The sequence below is a fragment of the Dysgonomonas massiliensis genome (assembly GCF_900240225.1).
GTDB lineage: Bacteria > Bacteroidota > Bacteroidia > Bacteroidales > Dysgonomonadaceae > Dysgonomonas > Dysgonomonas massiliensis.
Window position 1 is genome coordinate 1 of sequence record NZ_OEPV01000012.1, and the last position, 19,392, is coordinate 19,392.

The 19,392-nt window shown below is 36.3% G+C and carries 13 protein-coding genes; all 13 read right to left on the reverse strand.

What is annotated here, in order from left to right; genetic code table 11:
- Positions 1-385, reverse strand: a 385-nt coding sequence (locus C1A06_RS12230) for a glycerophosphodiester phosphodiesterase family protein (protein ID WP_145996404.1), incomplete at its 3' end; no start/stop codon positions are given.
- Between the two features lie 10 nt (positions 386-395).
- The gene (locus tag C1A06_RS12235) at positions 396-1,433 is read right to left on the reverse strand and encodes an MBL fold metallo-hydrolase (RefSeq protein ID WP_101690502.1); all 1,038 of its coding nucleotides are present in this window, start codon (positions 1,431-1,433) and stop codon (positions 396-398) included.
- A gap of 2 nt (positions 1,434-1,435) precedes the next feature.
- Positions 1,436-2,332 (reverse strand): sugar phosphate isomerase/epimerase family protein, encoded by an 897-nt coding sequence (locus tag C1A06_RS12240; protein WP_101690503.1) that lies wholly within the window; start codon positions 2,330-2,332, stop codon positions 1,436-1,438.
- 55 nt (positions 2,333-2,387) lie between these two features.
- Positions 2,388-4,376 (reverse strand): outer membrane protein assembly factor BamB family protein, encoded by a 1,989-nt coding sequence (locus tag C1A06_RS12245; RefSeq protein WP_101690504.1) that lies wholly within the window; start codon positions 4,374-4,376, stop codon positions 2,388-2,390.
- 16 nt (positions 4,377-4,392) lie between these two features.
- Positions 4,393-5,790, reverse strand: coding sequence for a RagB/SusD family nutrient uptake outer membrane protein (locus C1A06_RS12250; RefSeq protein ID WP_101690505.1), 1,398 nt, complete (start codon positions 5,788-5,790; stop codon positions 4,393-4,395).
- Positions 5,791-5,811: 21 nt separating this feature from the next.
- The gene (locus C1A06_RS12255) at positions 5,812-9,234 is read right to left on the reverse strand and encodes a SusC/RagA family TonB-linked outer membrane protein (protein WP_101690506.1); all 3,423 of its coding nucleotides are present in this window, start codon (positions 9,232-9,234) and stop codon (positions 5,812-5,814) included.
- 31 nt (positions 9,235-9,265) lie between these two features.
- The gene (locus tag C1A06_RS12260; RefSeq protein ID WP_101690507.1) at positions 9,266-10,261 is read right to left on the reverse strand and encodes a FecR family protein; all 996 of its coding nucleotides are present in this window, start codon (positions 10,259-10,261) and stop codon (positions 9,266-9,268) included.
- 109 nt (positions 10,262-10,370) lie between these two features.
- Positions 10,371-10,997 carry an RNA polymerase sigma-70 factor gene (locus C1A06_RS12265; protein WP_101690508.1) on the reverse strand — a complete coding sequence of 209 codons (627 nt, stop codon included), beginning with the start codon at positions 10,995-10,997 and terminating at the stop codon, positions 10,371-10,373.
- A gap of 394 nt (positions 10,998-11,391) precedes the next feature.
- On the reverse strand, positions 11,392-13,074 hold the full coding sequence (locus C1A06_RS12270; RefSeq protein WP_101690509.1) for a RagB/SusD family nutrient uptake outer membrane protein: 1,683 nt from the start codon (positions 13,072-13,074) through the stop codon (positions 11,392-11,394).
- 20 nt (positions 13,075-13,094) lie between these two features.
- The gene (locus tag C1A06_RS12275; protein ID WP_101690510.1) at positions 13,095-16,073 is read right to left on the reverse strand and encodes a SusC/RagA family TonB-linked outer membrane protein; all 2,979 of its coding nucleotides are present in this window, start codon (positions 16,071-16,073) and stop codon (positions 13,095-13,097) included.
- A gap of 83 nt (positions 16,074-16,156) precedes the next feature.
- Positions 16,157-17,416 (reverse strand): L-fucose:H+ symporter permease, encoded by a 1,260-nt coding sequence (fucP, locus tag C1A06_RS12280; protein ID WP_101690511.1) that lies wholly within the window; start codon positions 17,414-17,416, stop codon positions 16,157-16,159.
- Between the two features lie 17 nt (positions 17,417-17,433).
- Positions 17,434-18,357 carry an amidohydrolase family protein gene (locus C1A06_RS12285; RefSeq protein ID WP_101690512.1) on the reverse strand — a complete coding sequence of 308 codons (924 nt, stop codon included), beginning with the start codon at positions 18,355-18,357 and terminating at the stop codon, positions 17,434-17,436.
- 12 nt (positions 18,358-18,369) lie between these two features.
- A complete protein-coding gene (locus C1A06_RS12290) occupies positions 18,370-19,386 on the reverse strand; it encodes a zinc-binding alcohol dehydrogenase family protein (protein ID WP_101690513.1) in 1,017 nt (338 codons plus the stop codon).
- Between the last annotated feature and the right edge of the window lie 6 nt (positions 19,387-19,392).

A 19,392-nucleotide genomic window follows, 5' to 3' on the forward strand; every position in this document is an offset into this window, starting at 1 on the left:
CAAGCATAGCTTCTTCTAATGTGGGTACTTTGAATTCTCCTGGCCGTCCCAACCCATTACGTAGCTTTAGCTCTCTGATTTCAGCGAGTGTTAAGTCCTCGACTTTCCCTTTGCCGTTCGTTGTACGATCTACTGTTTTGTCGTGCATCAGAATCAGATGACCGTCTTTGGTTCTGGATACATCGATTTCGACAATGTCAACGCCCATCTGGATACAACTCTCGATGCCTTCAATCGAATTATCAGCATAGTTACGCCAGTCTCCGCGGTGAGAGGCTACGAAAATATCCGATTCTTTTGCTTCTATCTTTTCTTCTTTGACTTGTTGAGTACATGAGAAAGAGAAAAGTAGAAGCGGTAGTATAAATAACTTTACTTTATTCATTGTTTATATATTAATTCAATGTTCCATTTTTCCAAACCAACTTTTCACCCCAAAAAGGCATTAAAGAATTTGCGCAATTTAGTTTTGACGCTCGTTCCAAACCTAATTCTATTGACCAACGAGATTCCTCTACTCCAGCATGAGCCAATTCCAAAACATGAGATAAAAGCGTATAATCCGGTGTAATAGTTGTTCCAAGCACATTATTCTCAGTTAACGCATTTGGTGCATATCTCGGGATAAACACATTTACAGGTTCAGCAATATTATATTGTGATGCTTTGTAATTGGAGTCACCAACATGCATCAATACAAGGTTACCTCCATCTTCTCCACAGTTAATCTGATAGGTTGTAACGAAATTGGTAAGTGTAGTATTATGGTCCGTTATATTTGTTGTAATCTTGAAATTACCTATTGCATAAGATGTAGATGACTGAGATGTATACTTATAATTTTCGGTTGGTTTCAGATAATTAGACAATACTGGCTTATTTGCTTCTAACATTGACTCAATTAAATCATTATCATAATGATCTGTATGATTATGAGTTATACATAAGAAGTCCAGATATAGTGCAAATTGTTCTGCATAACGATGAGATATATCAATTCCAAAACAACCCGAAGGTGTTTTCACAATATACCCCATATTATATAGTAGCCATATTACAGATGTTCCATCTTCTACTTCTGTTGCTTGAACTTCACTTAACACTTTATCGAATGACAAACGATAAAAGCTGAGCATAGGGTCGTAATTTTCCGCCATCTCGCTAGCTTGATCCATAGCAACTAAATAGTTTTTAAAATAGTTTGCAGAACATGTGTCAGCATAATTCTGAATACGGTCAAGAGCTGCTTTGCGTGTACTATTTACATCGAAGGGAGAGGTGCTCCATAATTGTTCAGCAATTTCTTTAGCGTCGTTTTTCTGTAAATTTCCACCAGTCGATGGTTTAGAGTTATCCTCATCGTCATCACACGACCAAAAAATGAATGAAGTAAAGAAAATCAACAATAATATGTAGATATAATTTTTTTTCATAATTATTTATTTTGAGTTTGTTTCAAATAGTTTTTGTATTGACTTTGAATAAGCTGATAACTACCTACCAACTCTTCAGAAGAAACACATTCCTTATTTTTGTTTTTAGTAGTTTCGTACATGAACACGCCATCATATCCTGCTTCATTAAGCATATAAAACAGCTTCCCCCACTCTATTTTTCCATCACCCGGTATCCAATGACATTCATTAATACCATCATAGTCCGACACATGGATTGTACCTATTCTATTTCCAAATTTGCGAATAAACATAAGAGGATCTCCACCTAAAAAATGATTGGTATCAAAACAAATCTTCACATCGGGAAATGGCTCTACTATTTGTAATAACTCATCAGGAGTATTTCCTAAACAAGTGCGAGGTAGATTTTCCACACAAAGCTCAGCTCCTATTTTATTAGCATACTTCCTTAAAATATCAATCGATTCCTGAGCATATTGTATTCGCTCTACTCTCAAACTATCTGATATAGGCTCAGAACTTGGATGTAGTACCAATCTCTGAGGATTAAACATGGCAGATAGTTCAATCATTCCTGCTATAAATTTCACATTCTTAGAGCGCTGAACAGAATCTAAGACAGATATATCCAGCTTCTTGGAAAAGGGAAGATGAATTGACCAAACTTTTATATCTGCACTATCTACTTTGGCTTTCATTTCGAAAACGCGCGTAACAACCTCTTCCATTGGTACTCCTCGATAACACTGATTGAGAGCTATCTCTAAATAATCAATTCCATTATTCTTTGCTTCAATAAAATCTTTAACTGTTGGATTTTTCCACAAAGCAGATGTAGTACCTATACTATATTTTTGCGCTGAAATCGCAATAGAAAGTCCTAGAAAAATATAGAGTAAAATAAGTTTCTTCATGATAAGATTATTTTATCATTCGGGGAAATACATTTCCCCGAATAAGATTCTAGTACTATTTACTATTTGTTCCATAAATATTTCCTCCGCGGACACTCCATGAAGACAGCTCTGGACCGGCATCAATTGGAATAGCTAATAGCGATCCTTTATTTCCGCTACCAATGGTGCCTATATAAAGGCGTTTATCTGGTCCAACTGTAGTTCCTGCCATAAATTGGTCTGAACTTTCGTATGTGAAATCAGCATTTCCAGTAGCTGCATTCAGTCCGTAAATAATATATTCACTTCCTGTTTTTCCTTGGGTAGCACAATAAACAATTCCGTTGTCGGCTAAAGATAGGCCACAATATGTTAAAGCAGCTCCTAAATCTTTACTCCATTTCAATGAACCGCTAGATGTTACTGCATAAACCTTTTTCCCTCCTTTATCATTGAAGTAGATTGTTCCATCAGGGCCAACAATAGGCAAATAAGCATCTCCTCCACTTGAATTCACATAAGTCCATTTCGAGGTTCCATTATTCATATCAATAGCAACAAGACCTGCACTTGATTTTTGTGTTGCATAAAGGGTTGTTCCACTAGCATCCATAGCAAAAGCACCTCGTTCCGTAACATTGATTGTCCCTGCAGTTTTCCATAGCTCAACTCCGTCTCCATTGAATTTATAGATTGCAGAGTTTGTTCCTACATATACACTGTTTGATGCATCAACAGCTACAGCACTAGATGTACCGCCAATAGCTTTGCTCCATTTCACAGTTCCGGTAGCTCCATCAATTGCATATAATGTTCCTGAATTTGTAGCACAATACAGAACTCCTGCAATAGATAATGCTGGGAAAGCTCCAATAACACCATCAACATCACAAGTCCACTTCGAAGATCCATCACCTGGGTTCATTGCATATACTTTCTTATCTGTTCCGCATTGGTAGATTGTACCATCCTCTCCAACTAATGCACCACCTCCATAAGTTACGGTTGCAATCTGTGATACCCATTTTACATTACCTTTAGATACATCAATAGCAAAGAGATGCCCATTAGGTGATGAAGTCGGAATATAAGCGGTTTTCCCATCGGGTGAGAATACTGGATTTGAAACCTTCACATTACCATAGAGTCCACCTGATTCAAGTAACATTGCCGACCACAAATAATCTGAAACAATCATTTCAATCGTACCGCTTTCCGATGTTCCATCTTCATAGGTTATGGTTACTTTTACTGTATATGTACTCGCAGCTGAATATGAGTATTTTGGCTCCTTTTCTGTAGAAGTACTTCCATCACCAAAATCCCATACTACTGATTGTACTGTACCCATTGTAAAATACATATCATTGTAAGCAAATGCACTGGACTCATTCAACGTCAAAGTATTTTTTTCGACTATTATAGGCGATACTTGACCTGGTGTAGCTTTGGCTTGTACTGCGTCAGATGTACCATTAGGGTAAACACATATCAAAGAGAATTCGTATTCTATATCGTTGGTTAGTTCTCTCACCTCATACGATTCTTTATCTTTAGAGATAATAATTGGCTCATCTATGGACGATACTAGAAGTTTGTATTCTTTTAGATTGTCACTATTAGGTTTTGTCCACTTCAATCTTATCATCTTATCTCCTGCAGCAGCTATTAAGTTGGTTGCAGCAATTCTTGTTGAAGCTGGTTTTGCCCCTACCGATATTTTTCCACCCTTCTTGTTCCCTTTGTAAACAGGTTGCACCGAGAAAGTATAAGCCGCACCATTTACCAATTCATTAACTGTTGCTGTTCTTGTACTCTCATCAACAGTCATATCGCCTCCTACAATTGACTGTGAACTGGCTGTCCAAGAAAGATAATATCCGATAGGTTTTGCACCCTCCATAGGTTCCCATTCGAGTATAACTTCTTCATCTCCGGCGGTGGCTTTTAATGAAGAGGCTTCCATTGTCTCAAAATTCGCACCTGGTATATTTTCGTCATCGCATGCTGCAAACGCAAATGCCAGTACAGCAAAAAGACTATATAATATTGTTTTTTTCATTGTAATCAGATATTAATTAATTGTAACCCGGATTTTGCCATACTAAAGCTGTATTGTTAACTCTTTCTATTGCAGATTTTGGTATAGGAAAAAGTAGCTGATTATCTGTTATAGTATGCCCAGCCTCAGCCATAACTTCTTTTGCATATCCCATTCTCACTAAATCGAACCAGCGGTGTCCTTCGAAAGGAAATTCTTGCTGACGTTCAACAAGTATAGCTTTACGGAAAGCATCCTTATTGGGTATAGTCGAAATATCTATTGGTTGTAATCCGGCACGAGTATGAACTTCGTTCAAGGCATTCAGTGCAGGCGAATTCTGCGAATTGCTGTAAGCTATCTCATTCTGAGCTTCAGCATACATCAACAACACATCTGCATAACGAATTAATATCTGATCATTACCTACAGTATTAGTGCTGGTATTTTTTGTATCATAAAACTTCTTTAACACATACTGATTTTTTTCAACTTGCTCATAACTGATTAAGTCTTTACGTTTATCAGCCGGATCGGTGTATGCTGCAAGTAGTTGTGGAGATGGATTCTCTGCATTGGCAGGATTGTTGAATGCAAACCAATATCCATGTCCTTCGCCTACAATATTTTTATTGAAACGCACAGCAAAAATCACTTCATTATTCATTTTATTATCTACATCAAATACATCTCCTGGTTCGGTTTGTAATGAATATTTGCCAACTACCTGTGCCAATATTTCACTAGCTTCCGTATATTTTTTAAATGTTAAATATACTTTTCCCAATAAAGATTGAGCTGCACCCATAGTAATTCGTCCCATATCATCTCCTTTGTAGGCAGCAGGAAGCATATTATTATTTATTATTTCTTCCAAATCTCCTACAATCAATTCATACATTTCTTGGTCGGAACTTCTGCCTATTTTTAAAGCTTCATTAACCGAAACAACTGTACGAGTAATTGGTACTCCTCCCCATATACGATACATATTGAAATAAGTGTATGCCCTGATGAATAAAGCTTCAGCTTTATACTGATCTTTTAGCTTATCATCAAAATAAGCAGCATCAATTTGGTCTAATACCAAATTACATCTATACACCTGATTATTGAAATTCGCCCAATAATCATCCAGAAGACCATTAGCCGCTGTTTCTTTAAATTGATCAATATCGTAACGATCTTGTGTGCCTGTGGTAGGAGCTAATAACACCATATTATCACTTCTGTATTCGCTACATTCTGTATAGAATGAAACTTGAGATTGTAATTTTGCGTAGCAACCTACAATTGCGATGTCAAAATCTTCTGCTGTTTTATATATTTTATCTTTCGGCACTTTATCGCTTGGTTCCAAATCGAAAAAGCTATCGGAACAAGCAGTGGTCATAAATAAAACCGAAAGAAGAAGTAAAAAACTATATTTTTTCATGATTCTTTTGTTTTAATATTTTTAGAAAGTAAGGTTTAAACCGAATGTATATACTCTGGCTAATGGGTATGTACCATAGTCTTCTCCTGGAGTTAAAGCACTGTCAGGTCGGCGGCTAACTTCTGGATTGTATCCTGAATAATTGGTAGAAGTCCATAAATTTTGTCCTGATGCATATACTCTCAATCGGTCAATACCCCAACGGCGAGTCAAAGCTTGTGGTAAAGTATAACCCAATGTCAAATTTTGCAGACGGAAATATGAACCATCTTCGATATGCCATGTTGATGTACGTCCATTATTTCCCTTTGTTTTACGGTTAGCACGATTGACATTGCCATTTCCAGGATCAGCTTCGCTTCTCCAACGATCCAGAGCAACAATTGTTCCATTAACATTACCTTCCATATTGTCAATATAGCGGCGATTTAGATTTAAAATTTCATTACCATAAACTCCCTGAAAGTTGAATCCCAAATCAAAATCTCTATAATTAATAGTTCCACTAAATCCATATGTAAAGTCAGGCATATAATTACCTACAACAGCACGATCTTTGTCTACATCCAATACACCATCACCATCTACATCCACAAAACGAAAATCTCCAACTTTTGTGTTTTCAAAGTGTGGATATTGCTTCAATTGCTCTTCGTTTTCGAAAATACCATCTTGTACCAGCAAGTAATATGAGCCAATTGGTTTTCCTACTTCAGTGATATAATATGCATGAGAAACACCTCCACTTGAAATAATTGAAGCATTGCCTGGACCTAAAGCCTTAACTTCATTCGTATTTTTAGCATAGTTAGCTGTGAATGTATAGCTAAGGTCTTTATTTATTTTCTTTTGAGACGAAAGCTGTATTTCCCATCCTCGATTATTTACTTTACCTATATTCATTCTTGCAGTGGTATATCCTGTAATTTGCGGTACCGGAACGTTTAATAGCATATCTGTAGTATTACTATTATAATATTCTACTGACAAACCTATCAATCCTTTTAGAGCTTGTATATCTAAGCCGACATTTACCATTGCCGTTTTTTCCCATGTCAAATCTTTATTCTCAATCTTATCAGGTTTATATCCCGAGATCAGACTACCATGTCCACTCCCTAAAATATAATCATCTGGAGCCATAGTCGAAAGATGTTCATAGTTTCCTATCTGGAAATTACCAGTTTGTCCATAACTGGCTCTAAGCTTGATGTCATCAAAGAAACGAAGTGCTTTAGTTTCTTTAAAGAAGTTTTCATCACTTATGCGCCAAGCTGCCGAAACTGAAGGGAAATACCCCCAACGATTATTTTTGCCAAAACGAGATGAACCATCGGCACGAATAGCCGCAGAAGCCATATATCGTCCCATATAACTATACTGTACACGAGCTAAATAAGAAGCTAGTGACCATTGAGTTTTTTCTGACGATCCACTTTTTACAGTACCTCCTGTTATTGTTTGGATATAATCGTTAGGATAGTCAGTAGCTTCAACAAAATTGCCTTTTTTCGTCTCTTTTTGAGCAGACTGTACAAGCACAGCACTTATATTATGTTTTTCTGCTAAAGTGGTAGTATAGTTAATTTGATTTTCTATTAACCAATTGAAATAAAACGAAGAAGAACTGCTACCCACTGGGTTTGATTTGGAATCATAATACGAATATCCGATCAAAGGAAGTTCTGATGATCTATATTTATCGTTATGAGCTCCATAATAGTCTCCACCCAAAGAAAGTCTATAGGTCAATCCCTTCAAGAATTCATATTCGCCATATATTTTTCCAACAATAGCATAACGATCAACTACATCTGATTGAAGTTTTGCAATAGCAACAGGGTTAAGTACTTCATTGTGTTGATAATCATTACCTATACGCCAATATCCATTCCCTTGATAATTATAGCTTCCATCTGAATTATATACTGGCCAAAGTGGTGGCATAGCTAATGCAGATTGAACAATACCTCCCGAACCATAAGGACCAGATGCATCAACCCGATTTGATTTGGAGTATGACGGAGAGAAATTAACTCCAAATTTAAATTTGTCATATTTTCCATCTAGGTTTAGGCGTAAGCTATATTTTTCAAAATCAGATTCAATGATAACTCCATCTTGTTTATAATAGTTTCCTGAAACAAAATAGCCAATATTTTTCCCTTTTCCTGATAACGATATATTATGGCTAGTAGTTGGAGCTGTGCGAAATATCTCATCTTGCCAGTCTGTATCAGTAAGTCCTCTTTCTCCTGTCAAATATGGATATAATTCTACAGGTATACGATGATAAGATTGTGGACGTATTCCGTTAGGATCATTCACTGATCCAGTTGACACATCGTCTAAATATGCATTGTTATGACCATCGCGTGCAACTTCAGCAAACTGATAAGCATTCATCATCGGCAGTTTTTTTGATACAGTCTGGAATCCCCAATAGCCATCGTATTTTACCGTCATTTTTTCAGAAGCTCCTCTTTTGGTTGTAACCAAAATAACACCATTCGAACCACGACTACCATAGATAGCAGCTGATGATGCATCTTTCAATACTTCAATTGATTCTATATCATTGCTATTAAGATTGGCTAGTCCTCTCTCCATAGGCATACCGTCTATGATATATAGAGGATCATTACCTGCAGTAGCAGAACTTACACCTCGAACACGGATGCTTACTGCTCCTTCAGGGTCACCGCTCGGCTGAGTTACTTGTACTCCGGGCATTTTACCTACTAGTGCCTGACGAAAGTCTGTAACAGGTATATCGGCAATATCTTCTGCTTTTAATTGAGATATAGCTGTCGATACATCTCGTTTATTTTGAACGCCATAACCCACAACGACAACTTCATCCAAAATTTGGGTATTTTCTTTTAATACAATATCTAACGATGTGTTATCTCCCAACTTGATATCCTGAGGTAGATATCCGATATAAGATATATGTAATGTTGAACCAACAGGTACATCAATCGAAAAGTTACCATCAAAGTCAGTGATAGTTCCTTGTGAAGTATTCCCTTTTACAGATACACTAGCTCCAATTATAGATTCACCTGAGGCATCTAAAACTACTCCTGTATATTTCTTTTTGGGTCTTTCACTTGTTGTTTGTACTCCCGCAGACTTATTCTGTTTCAAAAAGATTGTTATCATCTTGTTTTGAATAGAAAAATCTAACGATTGATCTAATATCTTAGACATTACATCTTTAATAGGAGTCTGTTCGAACGTAGCAGTCACCGCTTTATTTCCATCAATCTGGTCTTTTTCGTAAATGATGGAAAATCCGGTTTGTGCTTCTACTTCTTTCAATACTGTTTTGAGTGGAGTGTTTTTGAAAACTTTACTCACCGATTGTGCATAAGAAGATATGCTTATAGACAATCCAAAAACAAGGAGTAAGACAAATTTCTTACAATACTTGATTTTCATAATTCATGGTTTTAGTTTTTAATTTGATTACTTACTTAAGTTTGATATATATATCTTGTCCTTTATATTCTATATTCATAGGTATTGCCAATGATAATCCGTGTAATATTTCCTCTATAGATTCATTATTTTTGAGTGAAATGTTTAGATATCGAGGCTTTAATACATTTTCTTCTAGATGGATTTTCACATCATATTGTCTAGACAGCCTATTCAGCAATTCATTGAGAGGTATTTCATCATACTCTATTTTATTATCAACCCAAGATTTATATTGATTGGAGTTAACTTTTTCTTTGCTAAACTTATACTCTTTGGTATCTAGTTCTAGTGATTCTCCTGGATTTAAGAACAATACTTCGTCATTACGAACAACTTCTACCATTCCTTCCATCAAGGTTGTTGTGATCTTCATATCTTCGGCATAAGATGAAACGTTAAATTTTGTACCTCTGACAACAATATCATAACCTTTTGTTTTTACAGTAAAAGGTAAATCGTCTTTTTTATTAACCTCAAAATATGCTTCTCCATCAAGAGTAACTGCTCTGTCCTTCTCTCCGAATGCTGCATTGTAACTTATTTTTGATGTACTATTAATCCAAACAGTACTACCATCGGGTAATGTTATACGACTTTTTTCTCCATTGGGTGTTTCCACGATAAAGGTTCTTTCTGAAGAATTGAAAAGTGTAACATTGTTTATAAGTAGTGTCGATATTATTGTAATGACTATTATTGCAGCTACTGCTGCTATTTTTCTATAGATAGACAACATCTTTCTTTTTGGCTGAAAAAGAGGAGCTATAACTTTTCTTGTCCCTATTTTGGCTTGTAATGAATTCCACTCTGAATGGAAGTTACTCTCTTCATTCAGTTTAAGCATCCAATCCTTTTCCCAATCTCTGAATATTTTGTTATATTCCTCATTCTTGGACATGAACTCAAACAATGTGACTTCATCTTCAAAAGATATTCTTCCCTCGAAATATGAAATAGCCAATTCTTTAATTTTATTTCTTTCCATAATTTTGCTTCTATATGATATGACAACTCAATTTGATTTTACCCAACCCTCTAAAGCAGAAAAAGGCAAAAGATTTTTCACTTTTGCCCTTTTCAGTATCTCAAATATGTCATAAATTATTATTAATGAGCCACAAGATAACCACTACATAAATATCAATAGGATATTTATTTTTGAAATGATTTTCAAAATTTTGTAGTGCTTTTGATATATGTTTTTCAACAGCAGTAGTTGATATTTGTAATTTCTCAGCAATTTCTCTATTTTTTAATCCTTCGAAACGACTCATCAAGAAAACTTCTTTTTGCCTTTCTGGCAATTGATCTATCACATAATTTATTTCCTTTCGCAACTCTTCGTATAGTAATGGAGAGTCTGCATCACAAAGAAAATCTGCATGATATAATTTTTCTTGTCCTTGGATATTAGCCAGATATTCTATTTGATATTGATTTACAATACTTTCATGTTTTAAATAGTTCAAGCAACTATTTCGAACCATGGCAAATAAGAGTGATTGAACTGAAAGAATTTGAATCGAGTTGTGCTTCTCCCATAATTTGATAAAACATTCTTGTATAATATCTTTAACAAGTTCTTTATCTGCGATAAATCGAGAGGCATAACCCTGAAGTCGAGGATAATAGGCTTTGAATAAGAATTCCAAAGCTTCCTCATTTCCTCTTTTCAATTCTTCTAAGAGAAAACTTTCATTAGAAAAGTTATTATTATGCACTATCGTAAATTTTTGAGACGAAAAATCTCATTATTGTTTCCAAAGATAAATATTTTTCATTGAATCTCTTTATTTTAAATATTAGATTAGGAAATAACTTTTCTATGAAATCTCAAGTTAGCAAAGAAGAATTTAGAGTCTGTTTAAAATTCATTGTTTTTCATTATTAAACCAAAATTTAACGAAAGAACATTATCCTTGTTTAGGATTATGCTTGGCTTTAAGGATAAATGCTGCATAAGCAGCAACAAACCTAACAGTGTCAAGAGGAGTAAGACCTTAGCCTTCTGTAAAAATTAATTGTATACCCTTCCTGTTAAATCAATATACTATTCATTAAAAATAAATCCGGGATATTGAAATATCAACATCCCGGATTCATTAAGTAGATAAATTAATTTTCAGTATAACCTGCATTTTGCTCCCATGTAGGATTTAGTTCCATAAACTTACGCGGTATTGAGAATATACGGCGATATTTTTCGTTATTAGAAGTTCCTAACGAAGCTTTTTTCAATCCCCAATCATCTTCAAATTTACCGAAACGGATCAAGTCATTTCTTCTCCAATATTCGTCAGCAAATTCGCGTGCACGTTCATCCAACAACTCCTCCAAAGTAATTGTATCTACATTTGGTGCTTTTGCACAATCGCGAATCTGATTTACTAACGACGCTGGAGTATCTCCTTTCGTAGGTGTAGCACCACGCAATAAAGCTTCTGCTTTCATCATCAAAATGTCAGCATATCTGAAAATCGGAATATCGTTATCCTGATCATGCTCAGTACTTTCAAGATTTGGAAAGAATTTCACGTTGCGATATCCCATAGCTAAACCTAGCTCATCATTACCTAAATTTAGCTGACGAATGTTTTCATTAATTTCTGTTTGATTTTTACCTCTTATCACTAAATCTTTTGTCAGTTCAAAATGCCAATCAATCTTATTCTCGCCATCCTCTCCTACATAATACTTGTCTATTGTCTTTTTCGATAAATTTACAATATATGGAGTAGTAGGCTCTTTTTCTAAGTATTGTAATCCACCACGCCAAATTTTGTTTCTAACATCTCCCTCTAAATTGAATTTGTCTACAAATTCAGGGACAGCACGTAGAGGTCCGCTTGGTCTTTTCTTCGATCCTAAAGTTTGTTCAAAAAACTTATGTCCCCAGAAACGATAGTGTACATTACCATCTTTATGTGACCAAGTGTATGGAAATGCGAAAATAAAATCCTTAATATGAGGTCCATTTGTATGCTTAAATTTCTCTAACCAATCGTCACTAAGATTGAATTTTCCACTATCAATGATTTCATCACAGATTGCTACAAGATCGTCAAGATGAGGATTTGATCCTTTGTTAGAATCAGTTGGCTCATACTTCGTAATATCGCTTGCAGTGTATACGCCCCAGTTCAGATATAGTTTTGCCAATATAGCCTGAGCCATGTATTTTGTAGGTTTACCATAAGTTGTGTTATCAACTTTAGTAGTTAAATCACCCATACAAGCAAGCAGGTCATTCTTCAGGAATTCTGCAACTTCAGCACGACTAGATTGCTCAGGAGCTTTACTTCCGAATGTTTCGATGATAGGCAAATTTCCGAAGTTATCCATTGCCCAGAAGTAATATAGAGCTCTCATCGTTTTAACCTCGGCAATTGCCTGCTTTCTGTAATCAGTTTCAGGAGCTTTTTCCAGAATTGACAGAATTTGGTTACAAGTTGAGATACTTTTAAACAATCCTTCGAATGATGCAGTAGTCATTGAATTGTCTATTGTCCATGAATGCAATACAAATTCTCCGTAGTATCCTTTATCGTACCAGTTGTTATCATTCGTAACCATAACAGCCTCATCAGCTGAAGTCGTTACCATCAACCAAAAGCTACGGCCGAAATCTGCTTTGAACGAAGTATATGCAGGTCCACACACAGCTTCCATATCAGCCTGAGTAAGTGGGAAGTTATCCTCCGTGTACTCAGACTTTACTTCTACATCAAGGTCTGTACAAGCATTTAACGAAAACAGCAAGCACAGCATTGGTAATATTTTCTTTATCATAATTTTCATAATAAGATTTTAGCTAATTGTTAAAATGTAATACTTGTTCCAAGCATGAAGGTACGAGTTTTCGGATAGAAGTTTCTGTTATCGATACCTGGTTCAGTACCTCCAAGATTAACTTCTGGATCAAGACCTTTGTAACTTGTAATAACAAATACGTTATTGCATGAAGCATATACACGCAGCCCTTTAATATATTTACCTACCGAATTGAAGTTGTATCCTACTGACATATTTGACAGACGTAGATAATCTCCCTTCTCAATATAACGATCTGATAAGAAGTGTGAGTTTGAGTCTGTTATTTTTTCATCTTTCACAGCACTTTCCAAAATATTTCTGTATGTAATTGATCCCATACGAGAAAGGTGTGCACGGCTAGCATTCAATATATCATTACCAAATACTCCTGTGATGAATAGATCTAATGACCAGTTTTTGTAAGTAAATGTATTTTTCCATCCCAGGTTTAATTTAGGCTGAGCAGATCCTGTCCAGAAACGATCGTTGTCAGATGGAGTTAATGTAACCTCACCATCTTTTGTATAGAATTGAGAAATTCCGCTTTCGTTATAACCTGCCCACTTCCATGTATAGAACGAACCTAATGGTCTTCCTGCCTGGATACGTTGTTGATGCGCACCAGTCTGTCCTGCAGCATTCAATTCTGCTCTATCAATATATTCTTTAGAGAAGTGTGCATTTGACAAACTTACTACCTCATTTTTGTTGTGAGATAGGTTCAAAGTTGTATTCCAGCTGAAGTCTCTAGTTGAAATTGGTGTAGCATTTAATGTCAATTCTACCCCTTTATTACTGATTTCCCCTACGTTTGTAGTAATCCATGAAACTAGATATTCGGTAGTAGATACTTCGTAGTCTGCGATCAAATCATCAGTACGTTTATCATAGTATTCAATTGTACCAGTCAATCTATTGTTAAAGAATCCGAAATCAATACCTACGTTTATCATAGCTGTTCTTTCCCATTTCAGGTAAGGATTAGCATTACGAACAGCACCAATTGCACTTACTGTTTCCCCATTTGAATTAATAAACGTTCCATTTTTTCCGTAACGTACAAGAGACGTATATGGATCAAAGCCTAGACTGTTACCACTTACCCCATAACCAACACGGAATTTCAAATCGCTAAAAACATTCAAGTCTTTGATGAAAGATTCTTCGTTTACTCGCCATGCCAATGAAGCTGAAGGGAATGTACCCCAACGGTTATTTTTACCGAAAGCCGAAGATCCATCTCTTCTGATTGTTGCTTGTAATAAGTATTTGCTATCGAAAGAGTAGTTAACACGTCCAAAGAACGAAATCGATCTTTGAGTTTTGTATGATGACCAACCATAATCTATTCTTCCTTCATAACTTCCTGTGCCAAGTCCATAATAACCCAAAGCATCTGAAGAGAATCCTTGATCAGTTGTTTGGAAACCATCTCCTGTATTTTTTTCTTCCCAAGAGTATCCTAACATCAAACCTAATTTGTGGATATCTTTGAATGTCTTATTATAGTTTGCGAAAATTTCCACATTCTTAAGAATGTCTTCATTTGTATAACGAAGAGCAAAACCGCCATAATTTTTTTTAGCAGGAGAAGCAATATCATTATAACGGCTAATGTTTTCGTTATCAGACTGATAAGAAACGTTAGCAGACAATGTCAACTCTTCTGGAATAATATGTAATGCCATTGTTCCAATACCTTGCAAGCGTTTGCGACGCACGTCATCCGAGTTCTGCTTAAGCAAACCTACAGGATTGTAGTATTGGTTATAATCAAAATTCTCGAAATATGATCCGTCTTCGTTGTAAACGGGAGACTCTGGCAAGTAATATGTCATTGCATCGAACACATTTAATCCGTCAGTACCAGCCATGATATACTTACTGTTTGTAATACTTGTATTCAAACTAAAGCCCAAATCAAGACGATCGTTTAGCGTTTTAGTATTCAAACTCATACGTGCAGTAGTACGATCTAGCTCAGAGTTTTTCATAACACCCATATTTTCCAAGTAGTTAAGACCTAACGAGTAGTTTGTCTTATCTGTTCCACCAAGGATTGAAAGGTTATGATTGTGCGACAATCCGGTACGTTGCACCTCTTTTTGCCAATCTGTGTTTGTGTTTGGATCTATATAGTTTGACGAACCAAGAATAAGACCATTGTCATCCAAAAGCTTACGATGTTGATTAGCATCTAGCACATCCCATCTTTTCGACACTTGATCTACAGCCATATACCCGCTATAAGTTACATTTGTTGAACCACTCTTACCTCTTTTTGTAGTAACAATGATTACACCATTTGCTGCTTTCGACCCGTAAATAGCTGTTGCCGAAGCATCGCGCAATACGTCAATCGATTCGATATCATCCGGAGACACCAATGCTATAGAAGCCCCAGGTATACCATCAATTACATAGTATGGCTCTTGAGCCTCACCTCCGCGGAACGAAGATGCACCACGTAGTGTTACCGAAGGCGTTGATGTCGGATCACTACTGGTGGTAATAGTAAGACCCGGTACTTTACCTTGAAGCAATTGTCCTGGCGATGTATATACACCACCTTTATTTAAGTCTTCAGCTTTGATGGTTGTAATAGAGCTTGTCACATCTTTACGAGTCATTTTACCATAACCCACTACAATAACTTCTTCCAGAAGTTCATTATTTTCCTCCAAAACGATCTTTAGAAAATCATTTTTAGCTACCGCTTCTTTAGCTTGGAAACCAACATATGAAAATTGAATAATACTCCCAGTTGGGACATTTAGAGTGAAAGTTCCATCGATATCTGTAAGGCTACCGTTGGTCGTTCCTTTTTCCACGACACTAACCCCAATTAAAGGTTCTCCTGCGTTGTCAACAACTTGGCCCGTCACCTTGTTTTGGGCAAATGCCGATGTACAGTTCAGCACTAGTAGTGCTAAGATAACCGTAATTCGAGTTATCTTTTTTGTGTAAATTCGTACTTTAAGCATAGAAATTAATTTAACGATAAAGATTAATAAATAATGGTTCTAATTTTGATTTTAAATTTGATACAGGGACTAGACTTATGAATCTAGTCTATAACTTTATAACCTTTCCATCCGTAATATGCGCAAACAATAAAACAGATAAGAGGTATGATATATGCAATTTGATAAATAGGGCCATTAATGTCCATTACATGACCAGTTAATGGTGGTAATATTACATTTCCTACTATTGCCATTACCAGAAAAGCAGACCCACTTTTGGTTTTGCTTCCTAAACCTTCGAGAGCTAATGAGAACTGTGTAGGATACATGATTGACATAAAGAACGAAACTCCTAACATGGCATATAAACCTATCATTCCGCCAAATGTCATAATCACGCCACATAGTATTACATTAGCCAGAGCATACACAACCAGCATATTTTGTGGTTTATATTTTACCATCAATAAGGTTCCAATCCATCTGCCGAGCAAAAATGCCAGCATATAAAATCCGAAATAAGTAGTAGCAGTAGATTCTGATAGTCCTACATATTTGCAGCAATAGATGAGAAACATTGCATTGATAGCTGTTTGACCTCCATTGTAAAAGAACTGAGCTATGACTCCGTTACGAAGATGAGATCTTCGAAGGACTGCAAAATCAATCAACTTTTCGCCTTTAGTGCTTCCTTCTTCTTGATCTCCTTCTTTAATCTTTGGCAAATGTGAGAAAATGAAGATCACTGCTATTATAATTAGGATAGCGGCTAGCACTAGATAGGGAAGTTTCATTGCTTCTGTCTCTATTTGAACGAATCCTTCCCAGCCACCCGGATAATTTGTAGGAATAGTGTCGCGCGTATAATCATTTCCGCTTAATACTATCTTACTAAGAAACATAGCAGCAATAAATGCCCCTAAACCATTGAACGACTGAGCAAGATTCAACCTGCGAGGTGCAGTCTCCGGATCACCGAGTACAGTTACGTAAGGATTTGCAGCTGTTTCCAAAAAACACATTCCTGTAGCTATGATAAAGAATATTCCTAGATAAGCCCAATATTCTTGAATGGCAGCAGCCGGAAAGAACAATAAGCCTCCTGCAGCAGCTATCAATAGCCCAGTTATGATACCTGCTTTATAGCTAAAGCGTTTCATAAACATGGCTATAGGGATAGGAAATATGAAATATGCAATCCAGTATGAAGCTTCAGTAAGTGATGCTTCGAAAGCTGATAGCTCGAAAGTTTTCATCAATTGCCTTATCATTGTCGGCAAAAGATTGCTGCTTATAGCCCATATAAAGAATAGACTAAAAATAAGTGCTAAAGCAATCGTGTATTTTTTATTGGTATTCATAGTATTTTGTCTTTATTTTATTCAGACATGTTTTTTATATAAGGTAAATCTATTAGATTTTCTAGTTTGTAAAAACATTTAGCATTTTCGCCCAAAAATAATCTCTTTTCGTTTTCAGTCAACAAATTTGATTTGACTACAAAATCGTATGACATACGATAAGTTATGGCTGTTATCGTACGTGGGTAATCCGAACCCCACATCAGTTTCTCTATACCAACAAGAGAAGCAGCTTCTTTTATTGCCCATACAGCCCCCTTGAAAGGATAAAATTCATCATTGAATAGCCATGTAATCCCTCCTGACTCAATCATAACATTTTCATAAAGAGCCAACCTCAATTGTTCTTGCCAATTAGGACGTGTAACCATCGCAAAATGGCCTATAGCTATTCGTAGTTTAGGACACTCCTGTATCACTTCTTTCATTTCAGCTACTTGCTCGTTACCATCAGCCAAATCTATCGACAGAATCAGATTATTCTTTTCCATCGACTTGAAGATCTGCATCATTTTGTCATCTGTCAAATATACTCGCCCTTCCGGCAAAAAGAAACGCTGAGCTGGTATTTTTATTGCTTTAAAACCCTGATCGATTATTTTTTCTGCATGATCTAAATAATTATTTTCTCTTATGTCAAACATCCCACAGCATAGAAAACGATCAGGGTATTTATTTTGTACCTCCCATAAATAATCATTCTGAATTCCATCAATATATTCTTGGGTAATAATTGCAGCAGATACTTGTGCATAATCCATATTCGACAGAAATATCTCGGCTGTATTTTTACCGTCAATAATAAAAGGTGGAACCATTTGACGCACTTCTCCCATAAACAAAGACTTCCCATTTTCTAGAGTCTTGATTTTATGGCCATTCACTTCTGTGTCTTGATGAAGCCACAAGTGCGCATGCGCATCAACTATTTTGTAATTCATGGTTCTTTCTTTTTAAAATTCGATCAAGATTCTAAAAACTTTACCAGGTTCTTTAGCCCAATTCTCTAAAGCTTGCTGAGCAAACTCTGGTTTGTATATCCCGCTTATTAGCTTATCAATAGGACATGTTTTTCGTTTCAGATAACTAATTACGGCCCTGAAATCTTCAGGCATAGCATTACGCGAACCTCTTATATCCAGCTCTTTTTGTACGAAATATTTTGTTTCGAAAGCTATTTCTGTCTTTGCATATCCTATACAGACAACACGTCCTGTAAATGCGACTTCATTAATGGCTGTTTGATACGTTATAGGGGCTCCAACGGCTTCCACAACTACATCAGGGCCCATTCCGTTGGTTATTTCTTGTAAACGAGCATGTACATCTTCTGTTTTTGAGTTGATTGTATATGATGCGCCAAGTTCTGCCGCCAATTCCAGTTTGCTATCATCCATATCCATCGCGATGACAGTTGCTCCACGCAAAGAAGCGCGTACTAGTGCTCCTAAACCAATCATACCACAGCCTATTACCAATACTATATCAAGATCAGTTATCTGAGCTCTGCTTACGGCATGGAAGCCTACGCTCATAGGTTCTACCATTGCAAAGTCTCTTGATGTCAAGTCATTGTCTATAATAACTTTTTGCCATGGCACAGCTATATATTCACACATTGCTCCATCACGTTGAACTCCAAATGTTTGGTTGAACTGGCAGGCATTTGGCCGTCCATTTCTACACGAAGGGCAATAACCACAATTTGTATACGGATTAACAGTACATGCCATTCCTGCTTTTATTGTATTCGGAACATTTGCTCCTACCGTTTCTACGACGGCTCCTATCTCGTGTCCAGGAATTACTGGTAGTTGTACCATCGGATTTTTACCGAGAAATGTATTCAGATCAGAACCGCAAAAGCCAACAAATTTTATCTTTACCAGAACTTCATCAGGCAACAATTCGGGCATTTTTCTTTCTACAACCTCAACGTGCCCTTCCTTTGATATTACAATAGCTTTCATTAGCAA

Coding starts and splice junctions, on each gene's coding strand:
- C1A06_RS12285 (WP_101690512.1), bottom strand. CDS start 18,357: ATGAATTACAAAATAGTTGATGCGCATGCGCACTTGTGGCTTCATCAA.
- C1A06_RS12245 (WP_101690504.1), bottom strand. CDS start 4,376: ATGAAAAAAACAATATTATATAGTCTTTTTGCTGTACTGGCATTTGCG.
- C1A06_RS12275 (WP_101690510.1), bottom strand. CDS start 16,073: ATGCTTAAAGTACGAATTTACACAAAAAAGATAACTCGAATTACGGTT.
- C1A06_RS12240 (WP_101690503.1), bottom strand. CDS start 2,332: ATGAAGAAACTTATTTTACTCTATATTTTTCTAGGACTTTCTATTGCG.
- fucP (WP_101690511.1), bottom strand. CDS start 17,416: ATGAATACCAATAAAAAATACACGATTGCTTTAGCACTTATTTTTAGT.
- C1A06_RS12290 (WP_101690513.1), bottom strand. CDS start 19,386: ATGAAAGCTATTGTAATATCAAAGGAAGGGCACGTTGAGGTTGTAGAA.
- C1A06_RS12250 (WP_101690505.1), bottom strand. CDS start 5,790: ATGAAAAAATATAGTTTTTTACTTCTTCTTTCGGTTTTATTTATGACC.
- C1A06_RS12270 (WP_101690509.1), bottom strand. CDS start 13,074: ATGAAAATTATGATAAAGAAAATATTACCAATGCTGTGCTTGCTGTTT.
- C1A06_RS12260 (WP_101690507.1), bottom strand. CDS start 10,261: ATGGAAAGAAATAAAATTAAAGAATTGGCTATTTCATATTTCGAGGGA.
- C1A06_RS12235 (WP_101690502.1), bottom strand. CDS start 1,433: ATGAAAAAAAATTATATCTACATATTATTGTTGATTTTCTTTACTTCA.
- C1A06_RS12255 (WP_101690506.1), bottom strand. CDS start 9,234: ATGAAAATCAAGTATTGTAAGAAATTTGTCTTACTCCTTGTTTTTGGA.